The sequence below is a fragment of the Bacteroides timonensis genome (assembly GCF_000513195.1).
Taxonomy (GTDB): Bacteria; Bacteroidota; Bacteroidia; order Bacteroidales; family Bacteroidaceae; genus Bacteroides; species Bacteroides timonensis.
Genome location: NZ_CBVI010000001.1, coordinates 237,355 through 261,947 on the forward strand (window position 1 = coordinate 237,355; position 24,593 = coordinate 261,947).

A 24,593-nucleotide genomic window follows, 5' to 3' on the forward strand; every position below is an offset into this window, starting at 1 on the left:
TAGGAATAAAGCGGTGTAAAACCAGTAGCAAAAACTGATACTGATTATCAATACTTTACAAGAAGTCAACATCCTGTCGACAAGAAGCTAACTCCTTGTCGACAAACTCTTAACTTCTTGTCGGCAGGGTATTGATACTTTGATATTACGACCGACTATACAACTTCTATATAGGCTTGTCTGTTTTATAAAATCGTCAATTCAATAAATATTTCTACCTATTTCGCTAAATTTTCCCCCTTTAACCCAACATTTTCCCGTTTTTTTGCATCATCTAAGTGATATATTCTTATAGCAAAAAACTATTTTTTGTTTAAGTGCTCATTGTATTATGAAACAAAATTTTAGAAGAAAAGAAATAAACTAAAAAACACATATATTTTACATCATGAAAAAACGTTTCATATTTTTAGCAATATTATTAGTACAACATATTGTACATGCCGCCTCTGCTGACGGCAAAGTCGTGCAGAAGGATACAGCTTTCTACAGCTTTGACGAATCAGTGGTAAACGGTACTAGCGGAGTTCCACTGGGAGGATTTGGTTGCGGAGGAATAAAATTTAATGCAAACAATGGAACTTTTTCCGCTATGGTGCGTCCTCCCGCTGATGCGTATGATTTTGCTCCTGTTACCGGAGCTGCTTTTTCGTTGCGAGTGATTGACGATAATACTCAAGGCAACTCCCATAGACTTAAGGCTTCGCTTACTAATAACCGGCCAAATGATGACGCTGTGTGGCCGCTGCATTATGTTGATTTCGGAGTTATAGATGGGGTAAAAGTCAAAATGGTAGGTATTTCCCCCATAGATCCTAATCACAATACTAACAATATGCACCTTCCATATGCCCTCTATGAAATTAGTCTCACTAACACTATGAAGCATGAGGTTAATGGCGCATTATCATTAATGTGGCATTCAAACGGCAAGACGTTTCAGAATGTCAAACATTACGGAATAAGTAATGATGAATGGAGCATATTGGCATGCGGCATGGAAAAGAAAATGAAAGTGTCAAGCGATCTTCTATCCGGAAAAGGTGATGGCTTGGTAACTGCGACAGCCAAGCTTTCTCCGGGAGAAACCAAGCACGTTCGATTTGTAGTGGCATGGTATAACAGGGAGGATCCTGAGCTTGGATATTACATGAACCTGTATGACAATCCGGAAACAATAGCGCACCATGGTCTGAATGTATTTGACAAACTTAAAGATAATGCTGAGAAACTCGTAAACGGAATGCGCGCTTCCAATCTTCCGGAATGGATTAAGAATCAGACTCTGAACGCACTCGCCTCCATTGTGATCAATTCAATGTACAAGAAAGACGGACGCGTGGCGTTTGCTGAAGGACAATGGACATGTTTCGGAACTATGGATCAGATGTGGATCGCACGACAAATAATGTATCAGTTTGTGCCTTATTACGCATGGCAAGAACTTGAATATTGGGGGCGCACACAAATGAACAATGGCCAGATTCACCATGATTTCAATTTGATGGATGCAAAAGACCAGAGAGCTAAACGGTCGGAACTTGTGGCATGGGATGACACAGAACATCAGGATTACCGAAACATCCAGAAATGGGTAGACTTAAACTCCGGGCTCATCATATCTGTGTTTGAGGCGTATCGTTACACAGGCGACAAGGACAGATTCGTTAAACTTTAGCCCTATGTAAAAAAAGCCGGACAGCGTATTCTTGACCAAGTGAAGCTGTACGGAAGTAAAAAATACCCTTATACATTTGAAGGTTCCGAGAATTCTTACGATGCCGGAGGAAATCCGGATCCATATAACGCCACGCTTTCCGTTGTTGCATATAAGTTGATGACGCAAATGGCGGCCTCCATGTCAGATAAAAAACTTCAATCACTATATCAATCCGCTTATGAACAGGCTCGCAAAGGATTCCAATCCCGCTATATACGAGACAAAGAACCCTTTATGGGCAAGCATTGCGAATCGGTAAGCACCGGACAATGGTTGGCTCTTCATCTCAAGCTTGGTGAGATTATGGATGCTGAGGATACTGATTACATACTTAATAAGCTTGATAATTTCTATTATCCTTACTATTGGGGACTTGGTTATCCTCAGGGTACATATGACGAATGGACTCCCTATATACTTGCACATTATGGAGGACTGATGCTCAACACCGGTCAGTTCGACCGTTGGTATGTGATGCAAAAGGACGGCTATATGCGTCAGTATATGAACCGTGACAAAGTGTTCGCACACCCGCTCAACATTCTCCCGATTGTTACCGAGTCCAATTTTGTTTCCGATAGCTATAGAAGTAAGATGCAATACATCAGCATCCCCGCAATATGGAGAAACTATTACAATGTAATAGGATTCCACAGGGACGCTAATACTAAAGAATTATGGTTGGAACCGATACTATATCCAGCAATGAGCGAATCTTTGAAAAACGCTTATTTTATTACTCCACAGACTTCCGGTACTATTGATTGTGAAGAGAGCGTCGCCAATAGGATGATGAAGAGAAAGATAGTGATGAAAACAGAAAACCCGATGGAAGTCTCCCGCTTATATCTTAAGAATGACTTTCAAAGTGATATCAGGATTGAGGTCAACGGTAAGCCGATGAAATATATTGAGACTGGTTCCGGATATGCGAAGAAATTATTTGTAAATCTTGATGGCAAATCATATTCCAAGATAGACGTCAAGGTAGAAGGAGTATATAAGGTCCCCTCTTCCAGTACTCCCGCTAAGCCTGAGAAACCCCTTACACTTGCCTATGAACCCAATAAGTTGTCTCCGTTTGAACTTATTCCGGCGTATATGGCTGATAAGCAAGCGGGTATTGAAGTTAAGCAAAATGCCGACGGGGAAAAGTATGTCACCTCTTGCAATAATTTTGACTATATGCTCTTCTCCAATATGGATTTTGGCAGACAAGGTGCCACCGAAATACTGTTGGAGGTTAATAATTCCAACAAAGAGGCTGCCGAGATTGAGATTGTACTAGACGATACATCAGGCTCAATCGTGGGTACATGCAGAATTGAAAGTACCGGTTCAGGATGGCATATGGTATCCTGTCCCGTGAAGAAAACCAAAAGCGTCCATAACGTTATATTGAGATTCTTTGGTCCGCATCCCGACAATCTTTTGGATCTTAGGAGCATACATTTTAAATAAACAATGTAAATTCAATAAATATCTTTATCAATGAAAAACAAATTCCTTACATCATGAAAAAACTTATACTTAGTACATTAGTCCTTTGGGGATTATTTTTCAGCGCATCGGCAGCCGATGTATCCACGCTGAAATGGTCACAGGTTTGCTCGGGAGCCATGGGAACCGAATGGTATAGCTCTGCACAGGCACAAGCCATAGCCGACGTATTGCTCGAAGTCCAAAAGACAAACGGCGGCTGGATGAAGAATTACGATTATCATAAACTCTCCTCTTCAGACCTAGCCGAGTTGAAGAATTCGCGTAATGACCACTCATGCCTAGACAACGGCTCGACAACTATGGAGATGTGCTTCCTCGCCAAAGTATGGCAGGGATGTAAAGTAGAGAAATATCGCGAAGCCTTTGGTAAAGCCCTCAACATGATATTCGAGGCCGAAAAAAGCTGCGGGGGATGGTCGCAATACTGGCCCCTTGACGACAACGGAGGTTATAGGGACTACATAACCTTCAACGATGACCTTATCACTAACATTATGAAACTGTTGCGTAATATTCATGACAATAAGGGAGACTTCGCCGACATTGTCGGTGAAGCCGAACGTGAACACTGTCAAGCATCCTTCGATAAAGGTATTGAAGTGATTCTTGATTGCCAAGTCGACGACAACGGAAAAAAGGCCGCATGGTGCGCTCAGCATGATCCGACTGATCTGCTCCCCGCCGTAGGCCGCCCCCACGAACTTCCCTCGATTAGCGGCAGCGAGTCGGCAACCCTCCTATCGTTCCTTATGACTATTGAAAACCCCTCCCCCGAATTACAGGACGCCATCACGGCCGCCGTGACCTGGCTGGATGAACATAAAATCGAGGGTAAGGCCATTGAAGATTACGTTAATGTTGCCGGAGAACAAGACCGCCGCATTGTGGACAAACCCGGAAGTGCCATCTGGGGACGCTTCATCCAGTTGGGTGGTGAAACAGGAAAGCAGGTCTACAACAAATTGTTCAACATGTTGGGAGAGCGTGGCAAAAGCCGCAGTTATACCTATCAAGGTAAGACCTACACCTATACCGAGGAGGAAATTGCAAGGATATCCTATCGTGAAGACAGAGCCTACCAACCCATCTTTGCCATTTATTCGGATGAAGTGGCACACCTCTACTACCGCTTCCTCTACAACTACGATGACACTGATCCCGTAGTTGACAGCAAGGGGTGCCCCATCGCCACCTCGCTCACTGCCGACAACCGCCGTAGCTATCAATACCTCGGCAGCTGGTGCCAAAAGGTGATTAAGGACGAGTATCCCGCATGGAAGCAAAAAATTGACGCCGGCAATGAGGCGGGGGACGCCACCCTGCACGAGTTGTCGGGTACCACCTACACATCAAGTTCCGCCGATGGCCTTACCTACAACTTCCGGGACGGATTTACCATATCCAACGCCAAAGGAAAGCAATATGCCAATGGCCAGTCCAACACTTTGAAGTTCTCACAAGGCGTAGAGTACAATATCAGCATTCCCAAAGATCTGAAAGTGGTCAAGGTAGCTTTTTATGGTTATGACAACTATGACGTAGAAGCCTACCTCCGCAAACTTAATGGCGTGGAATATTCTGCGACCGACTATGTGTTTCCCGCCAAAGTGGACGGAGAAGCAACCTACGTGCGGCACACCATAGACCTTTCGGATAAGCCGGCCCAGCAGAATCTTGACTTCAGTTTTGAGGTAAAACAGTGCTGTGTCATAATTACCCTCTACTGTGTTGAGACCAAAGACCCCACCGGCATTCGAGAAGTCTCCGTTGAAGACTCCGGCGTTCCTGTCAAGCAGATCAGAAACGGCCGCATCGTTATAATAAAAGACGGTAAGACTTACAATACTATAGGGCAGCAGATCGACAACTGATTTTTATAAAGGAGATTCAATAAAAGCTTTGCAAGTCTCAAGTGCACGATACCCTACGTTACTAAATGGAAAAATTCCCGTTCTTTCACGATATCACATCGGGGAAGACGGGAACCTTTTTTCCTTAATAAAAGTGGTTACGTAATTATGACTAACTAATTCATTAAATCTGATGTTGCAAAAGTAGGGCATTTGCGAAGATGTCACAATCCCTAAAACAAGGTATAATGAAAGGTGGTAATAGTCATAACTAGGTATTTCCAGATATAATCGCTCATTTTCTTATAAATTTGTACTTATCAGCTAATAGCTCTTCACAAGAGCCCGCTATATGCCGAAGTATTTCCAATCCTCTTTTTCGAGAAATACGAATACTTTCCCCCACAGTAAGCATATCTTCAATACTCGGATTCCCTTGTTTATTAACAGAAGTGGCATGTTCTCCGTTATATCCGTTACTACATCGGGTTAAATCGTAAGCAGGAGCTAACGACCAAACACCTTCCCGACAAATGAAAGTGAAGTTTTTAGCATGATCATCTTTATTTTCAGTCAACACATTGAATGCCATACGACGAAACATTTCATCCACCTGCTTCGGATCCTGAGTCAGATAACCAGTCAGATGGAGCAATGTTTTATACTCCAACCTGGGTTGTAATATAGACTCATTCAGAAGCGCACCGGAAGTAGCAATGTGCAGCCTGATTCCGTTTTCGATATCAAAACGCTTACTTGCAAAATACTTTCCTTCCATCAATTTAAAATCGGGTACAGCTATTCCGCATTTACGGGCAATCTCATTGTAACGAAATTCCATCCTTCCCATATTTTTAGGATCATACGTATGGCGAAATTTGACTAACCAAGAGCCTTCTGCATCCTGTAATAGACATTTTGGCCGGCATCCACCAGAGTTACCACTATTGAAATAAAGTATATCCTCATCTTTTTCCGACTTTTCAGATAGTACATTTAACGCCATCTGTTGTAAATCATCCAATTCAGGAAGGGCCTTCTCCTCACCTACATATGTTTCAGGAAGATAGCACAAGGCCCCCATGCCTGAGGTTCCGACAATACTCAATCGTTGTAAAGGAGTTAGTTCATCATCATTTATGCCTTGCTTCTTCAGCAATCTGTTAAGTAAGTAGCGACCATATCCATCAGGCAGACTATCTTCGAAAATACCAAAATTTCCCCAAAATGGTTCTGGCTTAGCAATGAACAGGTCTGACTTTAAAGGCAGGTCGAACGGAGATATAGAAAATCCAGTAGCCAACCATTCTTTATCGTATTGAAATGCACACAAGCGATTGTCGGGTGTCATACTAAGTGTTCCAACATTCCGAGTATGATAGGTTACCGTTAGTTTATTTACCAATTTCATTACGCCCCTTTTTTCTATTTTTATTCTTATGAATTATCTCCAGCTCTTCCATTGTATTATATAAAGGTACGGATAAAAGTTCCTTTATCACTTTAGAGTACCCTAAAGCCTTCGCTAATGCCACATAGGACGCCAATGAAATAGTATGTTTTTGCTCAAATTTAGCAATAGTAGGAGTAGGAACACCACTAAGTTCAGTCAAAGCTTCTCGGGAAAGTCCTTTTTCAAGCCTTCGCTTTTGTAGGTTCTGAGCAAGAATAGCTAATAATTCTTCAACAGAATCTATGTCAAAGTTATAAAGTAATGGCATACTATTGTATTTGATTAATTTCAAAACCTCTATATTCAGATACTATAATATCTAAATACAAAGATAATTCATTAAATCAAGCAATCAAAATCTTGCAAGTTATTTCTATACCATGCAGAACTTTATACCACAATTCTATTTATACTTAAACGCCAATATATAATAGACTATAAGTGCCAATATCATCAAACCAACGACCGCACTCGTAATCATATTACATAGACCTTGCGGAATACCATATCCCATCTCTACTTTATTAAAAACAAGAGTTAGGAAAAGTAAAGTAAGAAACACATTCAATATACGAGCAATACGGGCTGCCATAAAATACTGTACCGCGACATTGCGCTCTGTGATACGTACTGGAAAACGTATCCAACGAATAGGAAGATAGGCAGAAATACCAACTAAAAGGAGACATAAAGTACCTAATCCCGCAGCCATAAAGGAGAAATTAGCTGTAATCTTGTCCTCTATATGGATATACACCCATATTGCACACACCCAGGCAGCAATTGCCAACAATACGGCAACACCTTCCAATATACGATCTATTATAGTGGGATATACCCGGATATTAGGAAACTCTTTAGTTGAATATGGACCAAGATTTAACATAAACAATATATGAATTATAATTCAAACTACTAATCACTTATCACTAACAACTTATCGCTAAACTACAACTCAGGTTCTTCAGGCGGAGGAGTATTCTTTGTTTTCTTCATCCGCCCGCTTTTCCGCAATGCCTCAGCTATAATCCACTGGAGCTGCCCGTTAGTGCTACGAAACTCATCGGCTGCCCACTTTTCAATGGCATCCATAGTTGCAGCATCTACACGCAGAACAAAGCTTTTGGTTGAAGTTTCTTTTTTAGCCACGATTCTATTTACTATTTAACAATTTACAATTGAATTTGTATTATAACAGGTTTCCGTTATGAATAAACGACGCAATATCATCCATGACATATCCGGCTACAGGTGACGCCTGATTATACTCAAACGGAGTAGCCTTACCACTACCTTCCTGTAGCATATGGTTGAGTTTAGGATAAGATTTAAAGAAAGCATTTTTATTACGCATCAGCCCGAAGCGCCATAAGCCAAAATCCTGCATAGTCACCTGATAATCACGTTCGCCCTGCAATATAAGTATGGGAAGAGTCAGTTTAGATGCCACTTCTACCGGTTTATAGGCATTAGCAAATTCCCAGTAAGAACGAGGAACACCCAACAATAAAGGAATCCTATCATCATATTCTGGAGTACCCAACTTCTTTATATTATCCGCTTGTTTTTTTATTTCTGTAATCTGCTTTTTGGCATTAGCGGAAGAGTCCGTCAGAGAAGATATATAAGTCATTTGTTCAACAATAGCATCTTCAAATGGACGGGCTAAAGCGGCAACAAGGATAATTCCAGTCACCCCATCTGCTTGTTCTGCAATGCGAGGAGCCAATGTGGCCCCTAAACTATGTCCCAATACATAAACACTGTCCGCATCAACCTCCGGTAATCCCTTCACCCAAGCAATAATGGCTACAGCATCATCTACACTTTCAGTGTCATAGTTTGCATTCTGGCCTTCCGGAATAAAAGCTGCACCATATACTTTTGTACGCTTATCATATCGAACCGTTGCAATACCACGTTCTGCCAATCCCCAAGCCAAATCACGGAAAGGTTTATTCTGACCGACAGTTTCATCACGATCCTGCGGACCGGAACCATGCACAAGGATTACGACAGGAGCCTTTTTCTTGCCTACAGGCAACGTCAGTGTTCCGGGCAATTTAAAACCATCCGCTCCCACCGTTATATCCCGTTCCTGCATTTTCTCTTTATCATAAGCTACCGGTTTGGCTGTAGAAGCGGCAGGCACAGGCATCAGACGAATGGTATTCATACTTCCGTCAGCATCGAAAGACAACAAAAAACGGAGACTGTAACGTTCAAACTTCAGATCGCGATAATAAAGTGTTATACCTTCAGCACTCTCTTGCCTCCACTCACCTTTGGCTTGAAGTTTTCCGAACTGCTTTTCCGATTGCTTAAACATGTCCTTAAAAATTTCCGGTGATAATTTTTCCTGCAAATTTTTATTCAAGAGAACATGAATACTATCCCCCTGATCCGCCACAAACAATTCGTACACATGTTTCGCACGGTCCATATTTGCATCCTGAGCAAAAACCGCTGCTACATGTCCCAGCAATAAACCAAGCACTAATGCCCACTTATATAAAAAAGAAAAGCTCATATTATCTTGATTAATGATTTAATGTACCTGCGTTAACAATCGGCTGTGCTGCCTCATCGGCACAAAGTACTACCAGCAAATTGCTGACCATAGCCGCCTTTTTTTCTTCGTCCAGTTCAACAATCTCTTCTTCAGAAAGTTTATGCAAAGCCATTTTTACCATAGAAACGGCACCTTCCACAATCTTTTCACGGGCAGTAATAATAGCCGAAGCCTGTTGACGGCGGAGCATTACCGCAGCAATTTCAGGAGCATAAGCCAGATAGTTGATGCGTGCTTCCACTACTTCCATACCTGCCATGGCAAGACGTTCGTTCAACTTTTGTTCCAACTGTTCATTGATTTCTTCACCACCGGAACGAAGTGTCAGTTCTTCAGTATCCGCTTCGTTATCATCATAAGCATATTGTCCCGCCACCTGACGTAAAGCGGCATCACTTTGTATTTTCACAAAATTCTCAAAAGCATTCATACGGCTGGCAACCGCATTACCTATATTAATCTGGTTGGCATTCCCCCCCGTATGGACAGATGAAGCCATTGTCTGCGAATCAATCTCAAACATAGCTTTGTAGGTATCTTTAAGTTTCCATACCAATACCAACCCTATCAGAATAGGATTACCTATTTTATCATTTACCTTGATAGGCTCTACATCCAGATTACGTGCACGAAGAGAAAGTTTCTTCTTATCCAGAAATGGATTCACCCAAAAGAAACCAGTTTCCTTGAATGTACCTTTATACTTACCAAAAAACACCATAGCCCGAGCCTCATTCGGTTCCAATTGCATATAACCGGCAAACATTATCAGCCAGACAAGGCAGAAAACACCTGCCACAACCGCTGTCGAAACACAAGTGACAAAACCGAAATAAATAAGCGCAGGCAACACGATAAGATGAATAAATAGCCCCAAGAATCCATTCATCTTAAAACCACTGAAATTCTTTTCTTTAGCTTCCATACTTAATAGATTTAATTGATATCATTTTAATATCACAAATATATCATATATCTCAAGAAGTTTGATAAGAGCAACAGCTATTTTAAACAAGATTAAGAAAAACAACAGTTTTTTCGTATCTTTGCTTCATCGAAATTAAATTATTAACCTAAAGATATTAATATATACATGAACACCAAGCTTAAAACCATCCTATTACTTTATTTAGTACTACTATTTCCAAGTATACTTTGTACACAACCAATATGTCAAATTCAACATTTTTCAATATACAATGGACTGGCACAGAAAACAGTTACTGATATCGCGCAAGATTCAAAAGGTTTCATCTGGTTCTCTACATGGAACGGGCTGAATAAATTTAATGGCTATACTTTTAAAAACTACAAGGCATACCCTGGAGACGGGTGTACACTAACCAGTAATCGTATATTACGAATTACTCCTAATCAATATAACAGTATTTGGTGTCAAACTTACGATGGTCGGGTATATTTATTCGACAGCCAGCACGAGAAGTTTATTGATATTCTCCAATTCATCGAGAAAAATGAAAAGAAAACATATGTAGTACAGAAAATATATACTCTGCCCAAAGGTGTCAGCTGGATTGTGTGCAAAGAAGAAGCCTTTCGAATAGATGAACGAATGCTTGAAAACGGGGATGAAGGAAGCATTACACTCTACAGTCCGACAGCAAATAACCTACCGGGCAAAAATGTAAAGAACATTCAGCAAGACACCGACGGAGATGAGTGGATATTTACGAACAAAGGAGTCTGTATAGTCGGTCAGAAGGTTTTATCTGATACCACCAGATTTACAAGTCTTTGTAAAAACAATGGGAATATATATACAATATCCGCCAACCGTTTAGCTACTTACCAGCAGCAGAACAAACAACTTCAAGATATAACGATACCTTTCGCATACGGTAAGTTAAGCTGCATACACAGTTTGGGAAAAGATACCATCGGAGTGGGTACCGACAGCGGCGTCATACTATTCTTCGCGCAAACCAACCAATTCAAGTTTATAGATACCGGCTGTCCGTCAATCATAAGATATATATTCAAGGATAGCTACAACGAATTATGGTTATTCAGTCATGAACGCGGAGTCACACGATACAATCTGACAACCGAAGAAAAACAACATTATGAGACCCCATCACAAAATATGCCAAAGGCTGAACTCAAAAGCCGGGATGTGATTTTTGAGGATAATCAAGGAACATTATGGATAGTGCCACACCTGGGATGCCTGAGTTATTATGACCGTGAGAGCAAAGAACTCAAGCCCTATTACACTGACTACAGCAAACCCGAGTCTAAATTTACTCCTGTCATCACCAATTTTCATCTGGACAATCAAAAAAATCTATGGTTTACCAATAACTTTTGGATGGACAAAGTTTCATTCTTTCCCAATGCCAGTCAACTGACAGTATTTGATAATGGCCATGAAACGCGTGCTCTCCTGACCGACAAGCAAAAGAATCTATGGACAGCGAATAAAAAAGGATTTGTCCGGATTTTCAATCCGGATAAATCCCTCAAAGGCTATCTGACACCCGATGGAAAAATCAGTAAGCAGGCCGTATCATTTTCCAAGAATATCTATTGCTTTATGGAGGATGAGCAAGGAGATATTTGGTTAGGCAGCAAATGGGACGGTATCTTCCGGCTGAGAAAAAAGGAAAACGGAGATTTCCGGATACAAGAATATGTCCATAATGAAAATGACCCTTACAGCTTAAGCAACAACAGCGTTTATTGCATTTATCAAGACTGCCAAAAACGCATCTGGATAGCTACACATGGTGGAGGCTTAAACTTGCTTCAGGAAACGCCGGATGGAAAAACCCGCTTCGTGCATAGCGGCAATTTACTGAAAGGCTATCCACAAGACAAATTCACCAAGGCACGCATCGTTAAAGAGGTTAATAACACCATCCTTGTCGGCACAACAGAAGGACTAATTACTTTCGGCTGTGACTTCAAACAACCGGAAGATATCAAATTCCACTCCAATGTACGTATACCTGATACAGCATCCAGCCTGAGCAGCAATGATGTTATTTATATTTATACGGACAGCCGGGAGAATACGTACGTACTTACATTCACGGGAGGAATCAATCAGATCATTTCAGATAATCTGCAAACGAACCATATCCAGTTCAAAACCTATACAAAGCAAAACGGATTGATATCCGACCTGGTTCTGTCAATGATTGAAGACCATCAAAATAATTTATGGATTATATCAGAGAACACAATAGCCAGATTTGATCCCGAGAGCGGCACTTTCGACCATTATAACGAAAAACACCTCCAAAAAGAGGTCTATTTCAGCGAAGCCGCGCCTGTCATCGTACAAGATCAGTTGATATTGGGTACGGATGCAGGCATCCTAAGAATCAATCCCCAATTACTCAGTAAAAGTGCTTATTCCCCCCCTATCGTCTTCACCGGGCTAAAACTGCAAGGAACCCAACAAAATATCGACATTGACGACCTGAAAGAACTGAGCCTGAAACCCGATGAACGAAATGTCTCTTTCCAGTTTGCCGCATTAGACTATATTGATCCGGCCTCCATCAACTACGCCTACCGCCTGAAAGGATTGGAGGAAAAATGGAATGAAGTAGACAACAGCCGTACAGCCAGTTACATTAATCTTTCTCCGGGAGAATATGAGCTTCAGATACGTTCGACCAATAGCGACGGAGTATGGACAGATAACGTGCGGAAACTTTCAGTTATCGTTATACCTACTTTTTGGGAAACGCATTGGGCTTTGTTGCTTTATACTATTTTATTCATCCTATTTACAGGAACTATTGTCTATATTATACTTTATATATATAAGTTACGTCACCAGATATACCTTGAACAGCAATTAGCCAATATAAAACTACGTTTCTTTACGGATATCTCCCATGAGCTACGTACACCATTAACTCTTATCGCAAGCCCGGTGGGTGAAGTCTTGGAGAATGAAAAGATATCTCACAATGCCCGCAAACTTCTTACGGTGGTACATTCCAATACGGAACGTATGTTGCGGCTCGTCAATCAAATACTCGATTTCCGCAAAATAGAAAACAAGAAGATGAAATTATTGCTGGAAAAAACAGAGGTTATCGGCCTATTACGGAAAGTGATGGATAACTTCAAAATTATGGCTGAAGAAAAAAATATCAACTTCCGCCTGCAAACCGATCAAGAACGCCTCTACAGTTGGGTTGACCAGGACAAACTAGAAAAAATTGTTTTCAATTTACTGTCTAATGCATTCAAGTATACCCCTGCCAACAAGTCTATCACTGTATGCGCTTCTGTAAATGAAAAAAGATTAGTAATCTCCGTTAAAGACGAAGGCATTGGAATCGACCCCAAAAAGCAGCAAACCTTATTCCAGCGTTTTGAGACACTGGTGAATAATAATATTCTGCAACCTTCTTCCGGCATCGGTCTATCATTAGTAAAAGAGTTGATTGAACTACACCAAGGCAACATCCGGGTAAATACTGAAATCGGAATAGGCAGCGAATTCATCGTTTCATTACCGCTTGACCAAAAAGTGTATGAAAAGAAGGAAAACACGGAATTCATTCTGAATGATATTCCTTCTACAGACAATCAGAAGACACTCCCTCAGCCTGTTGATGAAAAAAAGAATGCAGAAGAAACAGAAGAAGCCCTCTCTCCTGCCGATGACGACACGAATGGAGATCCTATTTCCGTACTGATTGTGGAAGACAATGTCGAACTGAGGGATTTCCTGAACAATATTTTATCGGGAACCTATAAAGTCATTGAAGCCACTAACGGACAAGAAGGACTGGAACAGGCCTTGTCCTACATGCCGGACTTTATCATCAGCGATATCATGATGCCGGTCATGGACGGACTGGATATGGTAAAAGCAATCAAAGGACACCGGGATATTTGCCACATTCCTATTATTCTGCTTTCAGCCAAATCGTCTTTGGACGACCGGATTTCAGGCCTGGAACAAGGTATCGATGATTATATTACGAAGCCTTTCAGTTCCACTTATCTAAAGATACGTATCAAATCATTGTTGCAGCAGCGCAAACAATTGCAGGAACTTTATCTGGAACAATGGTCGGAAAAGAAAAAAAATTCCCCCACACCTTTCATAGAAATAGCACCGGAAAAACCGCAAATAGTTCCTTTTGACGAGCTATTCATGAAGCAGGTAATGGAAATAATGCATAATCAGATGGATAATTCAGAACTGACTATTGACGAATTTACCCAAAAACTGGGCATGGGGCGCACAGTATTCTACCAAAAATTAAAAAGCATTGTAGGTCTCTCACCCGTTGATTTTGTTCGTGAGATGCGTATCAAACGTGCCATGCAATTGCTGGAGACCGGAGAATACAATGTTTCTACAGTAGCTTACATGACTGGCTTCAACGACCCGAAATATTTCAGTAAATGCTTTAAGAAGAAATACGGAGTAAGTCCTTCGGAATTTCAAAACCAATAGGTGTTAATTTAAGAGTAGGAAGGGCTAAGCCGTTTTGACGGAGGAACAGCCGATGGCAACCCTCGTTCAAGAGGATTTGCAATCCGCTTGTTTTTTATTCGGGATGACGTTTAAGGAAAGAAGATAAGCATAAAGAAAAGTCTTTCCTGCATTGTTATGACTTTTCTCTATATCACTTCTTAATCCGGCAGTTATTCCCCCTCCGTCAATTCCCTGCTTTGCCATGCGTTTTTTGTATTATTCTTAATGCTTCCTAAAAGGTATCTTTAATAATCTAAGAACTAATTGATTAGAGTTTCTCTATGGTAGGAAACCATCGTTCCCATTAAGAGAAACTGTCGTTCTCATTAAGAGAAACTGTCGTTCCCATTAAGAGAAACTGTCGTTCCCATTAAGAGAAACTGTCGTTCCCATTAAGAGAAACTATCGTTCCCATCAAGGGAAACGCGAGTTTCCACGAGGGGAAACTGCCGTTCCCCGCAGCGGAAATGGATCTAAATACAGGAAGATTGCGGCTAAAAGGGCTACACCATTTGCCCGAAAGGGTGTAGCCATGTGCCCCAAATGGTGTAGCCATGCGCTTAAAAGGGTGTAGCCCTACCGGATAAAAGGTTATTTTGCCCGAAATATGAGCGTAAGTTTCCTCTAAAAAAGGTTTTATCCGCTACTTTTCGGTATACCACGTTCGTTTCTACAAAGTCTATTTGATTGAAAATTCACATTAAACGGACATTTTGAGTCTTTTACAAAAGCATCACCATGCGATATTCTTTTCATTTCCCACATACGCTTTCTATTTGCATTTTTCTTATAAGGATTCCTTGCGTTCTTTTTCATCAAGCGCCGCACGTTGGGAAAATACTCAATCCAGACATCATCATCTCATATCTCCGCACAAAACGATAACTGACAAATAAATTCAACTAATGGAAGTAAATATGGAGAACAAACTAGCTCCGTATCACTTCATAAATTTCGCAAGCCTTCGGCATGCTTTGAGCTAAATGATAATTCACTTTTTAGACACAGCCCGCTTACCACTTTTGCTCATTTCTTGTAGGGTTATGAAAACCTCGCTTCTTTACTTTGCTTGCATTGCTTTATAAGAAGTAATATAGCGTTATAGCTGTGTTACAACGTTCTGTTTATAGTTTACAGGATACTGCACCATCTTGCAGCCATGCTGCACCCGTCTTGTAGTGACGCTAATTCATTTAGCATAGGGAGATGAAGGGATGATGACTGACTATCAATACTCATCCCGGTAATTGAAATATATCAGAAAATACTCTATGCTTTATTTTATAGCAATCATAAACCTCATAAGTTACTATATACATAAAGGGCGTTCCTCCGAATGAAACGCCCTTCCTGCAAAGAATGTCTAACAAAACTTCACAGCCTCATATAGACAAGTATATTTAATAATACCTATGTCATCACTGTCTCCATCTCGGGTCGCCAATGCCTAACTTATAGATCTCATGATTACGAACCTGATCGGTATTCTTGAATTTCAATCCGTTCATCAGCTTCTCCGTAGTTGTTTCATGCATATCCTTGTCGCCATTCTTATAAGGCGGATTCGGATCGACCATCAAATCAGTTGGGGCAAGCGGAGTAGAGCCTACTTTCACCGTCAACTGTTCGGCACCATTGATAACACCTGGCAAATAGTCAAGGAATGCACCGGCACTATTCTTCTTGGCACTGAATGCACCACCTGTAAAGATACCATCATCCTTCTGCTTACCCTCTTCACTAGTTACAGCATAATTGTCTGCAATGTCAAACGTAATTTCTCTTGGTCCTGTACCTGCAAAGTCACGAATATCCATACCACCAAAGTAAAGATTACGATCGTCATCTGCCGCTTTAGCCTGAATGAAGAGGTTCTTTCTCACGATTATCTCACTACCACCCGGTATATACTTAAAGCTAAACATATTACGCCCGGAAGAGCGCGTACTATAATTTACAAAAGTATTATTCTCAAGAGTCATCTTATACCGAACGCTGGCAGGCCATGCCAAAGTCTTATTATTATCTGTAAAGATGCTAACGCGAGGTGAATCATAAAACGTATTATTACGGAAAGTGATATCACGGAAGATATTAGATTTCGGATCTTTACCATCACCGGCTATCCAGGCATAACCGCTACCGTTATTGTCGTAGTATCCGCAATTGTAGAACAAGCAGTTTTCTATCAATATTTTTTCAAACACCTTACGTTTAGAACCTTGCACACGGATGAAACCACGAACCATACGCTGGAACGAACATCTTCTAACTTCAAAAGAACTGAACGTTACCGCCATGCCATTAGGATACATATTGGCAAAGTAATTACCTGTAGCCTTCCCATCGCCGTAGTTAGTCGCCTCTGGACTGTCAAAATCGATGTCTTCAAAGATTACAGACTTTACGTTGATAGGTGCATCACTTTCGCCTTGCTGTGGCTGACGACCAAACATAAAGTTGCAGGAGACTCCTGAACCGTCAGGTTTTTTAGACATACCATTCAAATAAATCTTAGCATTGCCTTTACCTGCTTCCAAATCAGATTGACGAGTACGTACTGTCAATCCCTTGCAAAGAGACGGGTTAGTAGCGAAATAGTAGGCTTTTCCACCTTCCAATTCAAAAATGGTACCTTCAGTCAAAGCAGCGTCAGTGGTATAATCCGTCAGAACTTTATCCAAACACATCGCCTGATACTCCACAGCACCCGGAATGGTATCATTGGGGTCTACCACATGCGCCAAGAATATCGGATCACCCGGTTCACCATCTGTACGTACCGTGCAAGTGTTATAAACAGCATCTACATGAACAAGAATATTCTTGTTTTCAGCATCCACTACATATACACTGTTCATGTCCAGACCATCTATATCAATGTACCCCCGTTCAAAATCTTCCTGCTTAACTGTATAATTCCGCCATTTGTCAGGAACTTGCGCATCCGGATTGGTAGGCGAAGGAACTACCGAGATAGTATGTACCACAAAGTTCCCCTCCTCATCCACTTCAAAATACTGCTTATAACTACCGGGATCACCTGATGTAGCATATACACGATCTATATTCAAGCGGAAAGAGCTTTTTGTAATATTATCAATTACAACTAAGTCAGGAGTAGGATAACGGGTATCTGTATCTATCTGCATATAGTCCGCCCAATGCCGTTGGTCACCATAACCGTACCATTTGGAATGATAATCCTCTCCTTTTGTAGAAAGAGTACGAATGGCAAAGCGGTAAGACGTACTATAATTCAAATCTTTAATAAACAGACTCAACACATCCGGTCCTACAATCGTATCCATCAAGAGATGAGCTGGATTGTTCCAGTCTTCCGCCAAACCGGAAGATACATTAGGCTGCAACGCCATCTTTATCTCATATCCGGCACAATCTTTTACGCCATACCAATAGAGTTGAATATCATTCAAATCTTTCACCCTACTTGCGTAAGGCTCATCAGTTCCCTTGCCCGTATTATCATCTTTGCGGAACATGGTCATAAACTCCCTGTCGGGATTAGTGCCATCAGGGTTGACAACCACTTCATCATCCTTACAAGAATAGAAGGAAATGCATAAGAGAGTCAACAAGGCATATAATGTTTTATTCTTCATATTTCAATAAAAGATTTATAGTTATCAATAACCGTAATAATTTTTATAAGCTCCCGCACTACGCTGAATGGCAGAGTTCGGATAAGGCAGAATGTAACGAACTGGAGGTAAGTTATCCAAAGAAGGTATTTCTGGGTTACCGTCGCGAATCACAGAAATAATACCGCGATAATCACCACGTATATAGCCATAGTACGAGTAAAGCATCTGATTTTCCGGAATACCATCTGTAGTGTTCCACCAACCAAAGAGGGTCGCTTTTGTCCAATCTGTTTCTCCGTCTGTATCTGCATTACTTTTCTTGTCATAAAGACAATTTTTATAAAACGTAAGTATATTCATGCTCGTGTTGGGATAAACATTCACGTCATTCGGATTTGCTACACCCGTTTTATCATCTTTATAAAATATGGTATAAGGTATAGATTCCCAAAAATCGGCATTCTTACCGTCATGTATAGAAATATCTTCCATATCCATAGTTGACTCACCATTCATTGCTATTCCGTAATAACGCATAAAGGAATAATAAACTTCTTCACCATACATATTATTACGAACCAAGTCTTTCCAACGCATATTCTCACCCGCAAACTCAAATTTACGTTCGTCCAATACAGCTTTCAAAAATGTATCTTTATTAGCACTGACAGTGGCCAAATAATTTTCCACCGTACCTGCATCACCAGCAAATGCACGGTTACGCACTTGTCGCAAAGCCTCTACAGCTTTCGAACCATTAGTACCGTCAACTCCTCCTTCTAATTCATTGACAGCTTCAGCATACATCAGCAATACATCAGCATAGCGCATATAAGGATAGTTTATACCCGTATTACCCTGACTGTTAGCACCCATACTAGCAGTTGTCCAAAGTTTAGACCATTTATTATTGTGTACCGTACGGTCATTACGAAGTTTCGGTGTACCATCATATTGATAATACCACAGGCCAGTCACATAGTCACGACGGGTATCGCCTTCATCAAACAAAAAACGATAGAGAGCATTGAGACGAGCGTTCCCTTTGCATTCTCCCCAAATATTGGTACCACTAGTATTACCCTCAAATAAATCACTTGAAGGCCCTTGAATGTAACCGATACTCCCCGTAGAGTTTTTGCCAAACGGAATCTCAAAAATGGGGTCATCGTTGTTATTTACTTTATAGTTACACTCATCGATAAATACTTGGCGATAAGAAAGATTCAAAGAGTGCTTACCAGAGGATATAACCGAGTCACAATATTGACGGACAATCTCATAATAGTCTTTATAATTAGCCGGACGTTCCATTTTACCATAACTCGCCGTATTAGCCTGATCTGGACGAAGTGAATAACCACCACACGTCAACGCCATACGAGCAATCATAGACCAACAAAATTCTTTAGAAACGCGTTCCACTCCGGCACTCAGGTCAGCAGCCAATTGCATTTTAGGCGCAATAGACTTTAAGTCTGCAATCAAAACCTTGTGTATTTCTTCGCGATCTGTGACAGGAAGTAACAAGCTACCGTTATCTTCAGCTCCAGAAGACGGTTCCAAAGAGAACGGTATATCACCAAACATCACCACCAAATCATGATAGAACATCGCACGCATTACTTTCGCCTCTCCCATCATCTGATTCAACTCTTCGTCGCCTTCAGCATATAATTCACTGTTTTCAAGTTGATAGATAAAGTTATTGGCATACTCCACACCTTTGTATGCAGCATTCCACGTTTTTTCTACTTCACCACCAGTGGGAGAACAATCAAAACGACGATAGCTATTATTAGTCGCTACATCATTGGTATATATTGCCATATCCACATCGCTGTTTAAACAGAAAGTACTTAGGTAAGCACTTCCATAAGTATCACTGCTCAACAACTGAGCATAAACGCCATTGAGAGCACGATCTATCTCGGTCCTGTCATTGAAGACATAGCCGTTCTCGTATTTCGAGGGTGCCTCTACTTCCAGAAAGTCGTTACACGAAGAAAGTCCTAATGCAACCAGACTGGTCATAAAAATATATTTCAATTTCATATTTCTATCTGTTTTAGTTAATTAGAAAGTAATATTAGTACCAAACACAAAACTACGGCTACGTGGATAACGGTTGTAGTCCATACCGCAAGTCAGGCCGGTCTGCACATCCACTTCTGGGTCATAGCCGGAATATCCGGTAATAATAAAGAGATTGGAGCCACTAGCATAAAAACGGACCTTAGACATTCCCCATTTCTGAGTCAGCTTCTTAGGCAGCGTATAACCAACCGTAATATCCTGGCAACGAAGGAATGAACCGTCTTCAATGAAATAAGAATGTGTAACCTTCTTTGTCACATCAGTCGGATTCCACAAAGTAACTCCCGCATTGGCAGCTCCATAAACGTCTACTGAATTTTCTACATTAGTATTCTTATAGTAGTGTTCACCATCAGCAGGATTAAAATAATGCCAACTATCCTTGAACTTGGAAAGTACATTATAGAACTTCTTATCGTTACTTTCTGAAGAAGACAACTGATAAGCAGTAGCATTGTTCACATCAAATCCGTACATATAGTTGAAGTTGATGGTGAAGTCCAAGTTTTTCCACTGTCCGTTGAAGCCAAAACCACCTTGAAACTTTGGATTAGTATTACCAATTACTGTACGGTCGTTCTCATCAATCACACCATCCGGTTTTCCATCAGGTCCGCTAATATCCTTAAATTTGATTTTACCCGGAAGTGTAGGATCGCCTGAATTACTGCTATCATATACAGTATTGATAATTGTACCCTTTTTAGGAATAGCCAAGAAGTTCTGATTTGGGTCGAAATCAAACTCATCCATGCCATAAAGACCGTCATACACAAAACCATAAATCAAGCCTACTTGGTCACCTACTCTCAGACAATAATCATTGTAATTAGATTTCCAACGGTCATTTTGATCCCAAATCACATCATCGGTATCATTCAGTTTGTCAACTATCATCTTATTGAAACCGAATGTAAAGTTACCACTAAATACATAATCCTTGCCACGAAGAATATCACCGTTAATACTCAATTCAAAACCTTTATTCGTTACCTGACCGATATTACGCATCTGCTTGGTATAGCCTGACACTGTAGGCACATCTGAAGTATAGAGCAAATCTTTCGTGGTATTCCAATAAAATTCCGGTGTAATAGTCAAACGGTCGTTAAAAAGACCCAGGTCAAAAGCGACATTACGAGTCAATGTGGTTTCCCATTTAATTCTGGTATTGGGATAAGTTTTTCCATCTCCCAATCCATAATACGGCTCACCATTCTCTGTAGATTCGCCAAAGGCCGGACCAGAAGTCGTATTCACAGAATAGAGATAACGCCACATATCGTCATCAATACGATTATTACCCGCCAAACCAATAGCTGCACGTAACTTTAGGTTACTGATAATCTCATTATTTTCCAAGAATCCCTCTTGACTCAACACCCATGCGCCTGAAACAGCCGGGAAGTAGCCCCATTGCTCACCCGGAGCAAACTTAGTAGAACCATCGGCACGCATGGTAACAGACAGCAAATACTTATGATCGTAATTATAGTTGGCCTGTCCAAAGAAAGAAGCAGTGCGTTCAGGAGTAGAAAGCGAGGAAGTACTTTCCCACGGTTTACCAAGATTCATATTATTCAATGCCTTGTCAGCTGTAATGTAGCGAGGAAAATAACGGTTCTTCATGAATGTTTCTTTCGTCTGCTTGCTTTGCACCTCCTGACCTAACAAGAATGAAAAGTTATGCAAACCTTCAATATCGAAACCATACGTAGCCGTATTAGTCCAAGTAAACTTCTCCGTACGTTTATTCTTGATAGAGGCAATCGGAAGTTTATTTTGTTTCTGCCCATCCTCAGTCATAGCACCGTAAAAACGGTTTTCATCGTTAAAAGACATGGCATGTACAGCCTCCGTACGCAATACCAGTCCTTCAATAGGCTTCCACTCTAATGCAAGCTGATTGGTGTAGCTATAAGAATGCTTCTTCAGAGTATTTTCCTTGATATCATTTTTCGGATTAGTATATTCAAAGATAGCTTCATCATCCGGGTCAACCGTAGCAGGATCCCAGTAAGCGAATTCACGTAAACCGTTCGTTGGACGATAACGCAATACATCTATAATACCGCCACTACCAATCTTGTCACCACCCGCACCGGTATCACGACGATAAGAAACTTTCGGATTTAGTTGAAGTGACAAGTTCTTGGACAACTGAGTGTGTAACTTAATATTCAAGTTAGTACGACGTACTCCTGACCCCATAATAATACCTTTATCTTCAGACTGCGTCAACGAAATGTTGAAACGATACTTTTCAGAGCCACCACCAATATTTACATTCGTAGAGTAGTTCAACGGAGTTTCCCCCATTACTTCATCTTGCCAATCGTGTGTAGTAGCGCGCTTATAGATATCAAGATCCATAGGATTACCGAAATTGGCACGGAAATATTTTGCTTTATCAGAACGATTGCCTTTAGAAGCAGCCCATCCGTACTGATAGTTAACAAAATCATAAGCATCCATTAAATCCAGCTTCTTAGACAAGTGACTAACAGACATCTGTGCATTCAGACTAACTTGAACTTTACCTTCTTTAGCCGATTTTGTAGTGACCACTACTACACCGTTACCACCCTTCGCACCATAAATGGCCGTCAAGGAGGCATCTTTCAAGACATCGATAGAAGCGATATCCGAAGGAGGAATATCATTGATGTTATCTTGCTGAAAACCATCAACAATATAAAGGGGGTCATTACTTTGGGTTACTGACGTACCCCCTCTGACGCGGATGTTAATATCAGCTCCCGGAGCACCATCTACCGTAGTTACCTGTACACCGGCAATCTTACCTTGCAAAGCTACCGCAGCAGATGTAACAGGAACAGCCGCCAACTTGGCACCCGAAATAGAACCAACAGAACCCGTCAAATCCTTTCTTGCCTTACTGCCACCGTAACCGATAACCACCACCTCTTCAAGTGCCTGTGAATCATCTTTCAATACAATTTTCAAGTCTTTTCCGGCAACAGCGTCCACCTCCTGAGTTTCCATGCCGACATAAGAAATCACTAATTTCTTTCCTTTAGGAAGAGTCAATGTAAACTGACCGTCCAAATTAGTAGTAACACCATTGGAGGTATTACCCTTTTCCACTACCGTAGCACCGATAATCGTTTCACCCGTTCCATCGAGTACAGTGCCTTTCACAGTAATGTTCTGAGCAAACGCCCCAATCGGCACAAACGAAAGTAGTGCCAGCAAAAGGATTAATTTGCTTTTCATACTTCTAAAATTTTGTTTCATAATAGAATATTTGGTTAAACAATAGAATTAATTTCCTCTTTTTTCAATAATCTAAATACATAGGTCCCCAATTTCCATAGCTGTCTGAAATCCGAACATCACCTAAATATATATACCCACAAGCATCAGCAGAATTGAATGGTACAGCAAGACGAGCCTTGTAATGCTGTGGGTCATCTTTGCTATTTTCTAACATAAGATATTTAAACTTATAATCTTTATGTGTAAAATAATATCTAATCCAGATATGTTCTTTTTCTCCTCCCCAGGTATATGGACCATCATTTGCCGTTATATCCAGATATAAATAAGTATCAGATCCATCAACAGGCGCACATATCTTATCATCTATATCTAATTGATCCTCCACTATAGACACAATGGGATTACACCATTCATAAATATTAGTACCGCTAAAATGGTAATTATAGTAATCTTGAGATTCCTTATAAACCATTAAACCTTGCGAATTAACAGTAGGATAGCTTATTCTAATATCCAAGTGCGATGTAGTAGTAGCATAGACACATCCGATAGTGGTTATAAAGCTAAAACAGTCAAGAACTTCATATTGTATGCCTCCAACAGTTATAGTATCCGATAGCTCAGTACGAGTACTTACTCTCCCTGTTGTAGCATTATCCACCTCATTCAAAGGAAGCTCATTAGCACATCCGAAAAATGTAAAACAAACCAAAGATAGAGCATAGCAACACATTTGTTTTAGCCCCGAGAAGTTTAAACTTTTGTTTTTCATAAGAATATTAATTTGTAATAGTTAACAATAGGAATATTTTCTTTATATAATCAAAATGCTTGCTACTATTAACTGATGTGCGTTTCATATTCATAGTATAGCTTTTTGATTTTTAAGAAAATATCACTTGTATTTTTTGATGCAAAAGTCAGAAAAGGCATTTGGTTAAAGGGGGAAAAATTATCGCAATAGGTGGAAACGAATGTTCTTAATGCTTAAAAACAGCTTTCTGGCTAATTGTAGTCCACATAACCAAGGTGGGAAAAACAAATATTCCACATAGTCACCTAATAATTCCACATCCA

The 24,593-nt window shown here is 40.6% G+C and carries 14 protein-coding genes; 4 read left to right on the top strand and 10 right to left on the bottom strand.

Annotated features, from left to right (window positions below):
• Positions 1 to 388: 388 nt before the first annotated feature.
• From BN161_RS30255 to pelA, 3 genes are read left to right on the top strand one after another with little or no spacing between them, the layout of a single operon-like run.
• Positions 389 to 1,678 carry a GH116 family glycosyl-hydrolase gene (locus BN161_RS30255; protein WP_244436367.1) on the top strand — a complete coding sequence of 430 codons (1,290 nt, stop codon included), beginning with the start codon at positions 389 to 391 and terminating at the stop codon, positions 1,676 to 1,678.
• Between the two features lie 39 nt (positions 1,679 to 1,717).
• On the top strand, positions 1,718 to 3,181 hold the full coding sequence (locus BN161_RS30260; RefSeq protein ID WP_244436368.1) for a carbohydrate-binding protein: 1,464 nt from the start codon (positions 1,718 to 1,720) through the stop codon (positions 3,179 to 3,181).
• Between the two features lie 53 nt (positions 3,182 to 3,234).
• A complete protein-coding gene (gene pelA / locus BN161_RS27905; RefSeq protein ID WP_052356137.1) occupies positions 3,235 to 5,094 on the top strand; it encodes a pectate lyase in 1,860 nt (619 codons plus the stop codon).
• Between the two features lie 274 nt (positions 5,095 to 5,368).
• Here pelA and BN161_RS00920 read toward each other — a convergent pair whose 3' ends face one another.
• From BN161_RS00920 to BN161_RS00945, 6 genes are all read right to left on the bottom strand, one after another.
• Positions 5,369 to 6,484, bottom strand: a complete 1,116-nt coding sequence (locus tag BN161_RS00920) for a type II toxin-antitoxin system HipA family toxin (RefSeq protein WP_044262255.1) — start codon at positions 6,482 to 6,484, stop codon at positions 5,369 to 5,371.
• Complete coding sequence (locus BN161_RS00925; RefSeq protein ID WP_044262256.1) at positions 6,468 to 6,794, bottom strand: helix-turn-helix domain-containing protein; 327 nt, start codon at positions 6,792 to 6,794, stop codon at positions 6,468 to 6,470. Before BN161_RS00925 ends, BN161_RS00920 begins: the two co-directional genes overlap by 17 nt.
• A 135-nt stretch (positions 6,795 to 6,929) precedes the next feature.
• Complete coding sequence (locus tag BN161_RS00930) at positions 6,930 to 7,412, bottom strand: hypothetical protein (protein ID WP_044262257.1); 483 nt, start codon at positions 7,410 to 7,412, stop codon at positions 6,930 to 6,932.
• A 62-nt stretch (positions 7,413 to 7,474) separates the two neighbouring features.
• Positions 7,475 to 7,675 (bottom strand): DNA-binding protein, encoded by a 201-nt coding sequence (locus BN161_RS00935; RefSeq protein ID WP_044262258.1) that lies wholly within the window; start codon positions 7,673 to 7,675, stop codon positions 7,475 to 7,477.
• A gap of 40 nt (positions 7,676 to 7,715) precedes the next feature.
• Positions 7,716 to 9,056, bottom strand: coding sequence for an alpha/beta hydrolase (locus BN161_RS00940; RefSeq protein WP_044262260.1), 1,341 nt, complete (start codon positions 9,054 to 9,056; stop codon positions 7,716 to 7,718).
• A gap of 10 nt (positions 9,057 to 9,066) precedes the next feature.
• The gene (locus BN161_RS00945) at positions 9,067 to 10,023 is read right to left on the bottom strand and encodes an SPFH domain-containing protein (RefSeq protein ID WP_044262261.1); all 957 of its coding nucleotides are present in this window, start codon (positions 10,021 to 10,023) and stop codon (positions 9,067 to 9,069) included.
• 168 nt (positions 10,024 to 10,191) lie between these two features.
• On the opposite strand from BN161_RS00945, the gene BN161_RS00950 reads away from it, so the two are divergent.
• Positions 10,192 to 14,550: a hybrid sensor histidine kinase/response regulator transcription factor gene (locus BN161_RS00950; protein ID WP_044262262.1), complete on the top strand. Its 4,359-nt coding sequence runs from the start codon at positions 10,192 to 10,194 to the stop codon at positions 14,548 to 14,550.
• 1,439 nt (positions 14,551 to 15,989) lie between these two features.
• On the opposite strand, the gene BN161_RS00955 is transcribed toward BN161_RS00950, so the two are convergent.
• From BN161_RS00955 to BN161_RS00970, 4 genes are read right to left on the bottom strand one after another with little or no spacing between them, the layout of a single operon-like run.
• Positions 15,990 to 18,194, bottom strand: coding sequence for a right-handed parallel beta-helix repeat-containing protein (locus BN161_RS00955; protein ID WP_044262263.1), 2,205 nt, complete (start codon positions 18,192 to 18,194; stop codon positions 15,990 to 15,992).
• Between the two features lie 24 nt (positions 18,195 to 18,218).
• Positions 18,219 to 20,231 carry a RagB/SusD family nutrient uptake outer membrane protein gene (locus tag BN161_RS00960; protein ID WP_044262264.1) on the bottom strand — a complete coding sequence of 671 codons (2,013 nt, stop codon included), beginning with the start codon at positions 20,229 to 20,231 and terminating at the stop codon, positions 18,219 to 18,221.
• 21 nt (positions 20,232 to 20,252) lie between these two features.
• Positions 20,253 to 23,531, bottom strand: a complete 3,279-nt coding sequence (locus tag BN161_RS00965) for a SusC/RagA family TonB-linked outer membrane protein (protein ID WP_044262265.1) — start codon at positions 23,529 to 23,531, stop codon at positions 20,253 to 20,255.
• 43 nt (positions 23,532 to 23,574) lie between these two features.
• Positions 23,575 to 24,288 (bottom strand): hypothetical protein, encoded by a 714-nt coding sequence (locus tag BN161_RS00970; protein ID WP_125910710.1) that lies wholly within the window; start codon positions 24,286 to 24,288, stop codon positions 23,575 to 23,577.
• Between the last annotated feature and the right edge of the window lie 305 nt (positions 24,289 to 24,593).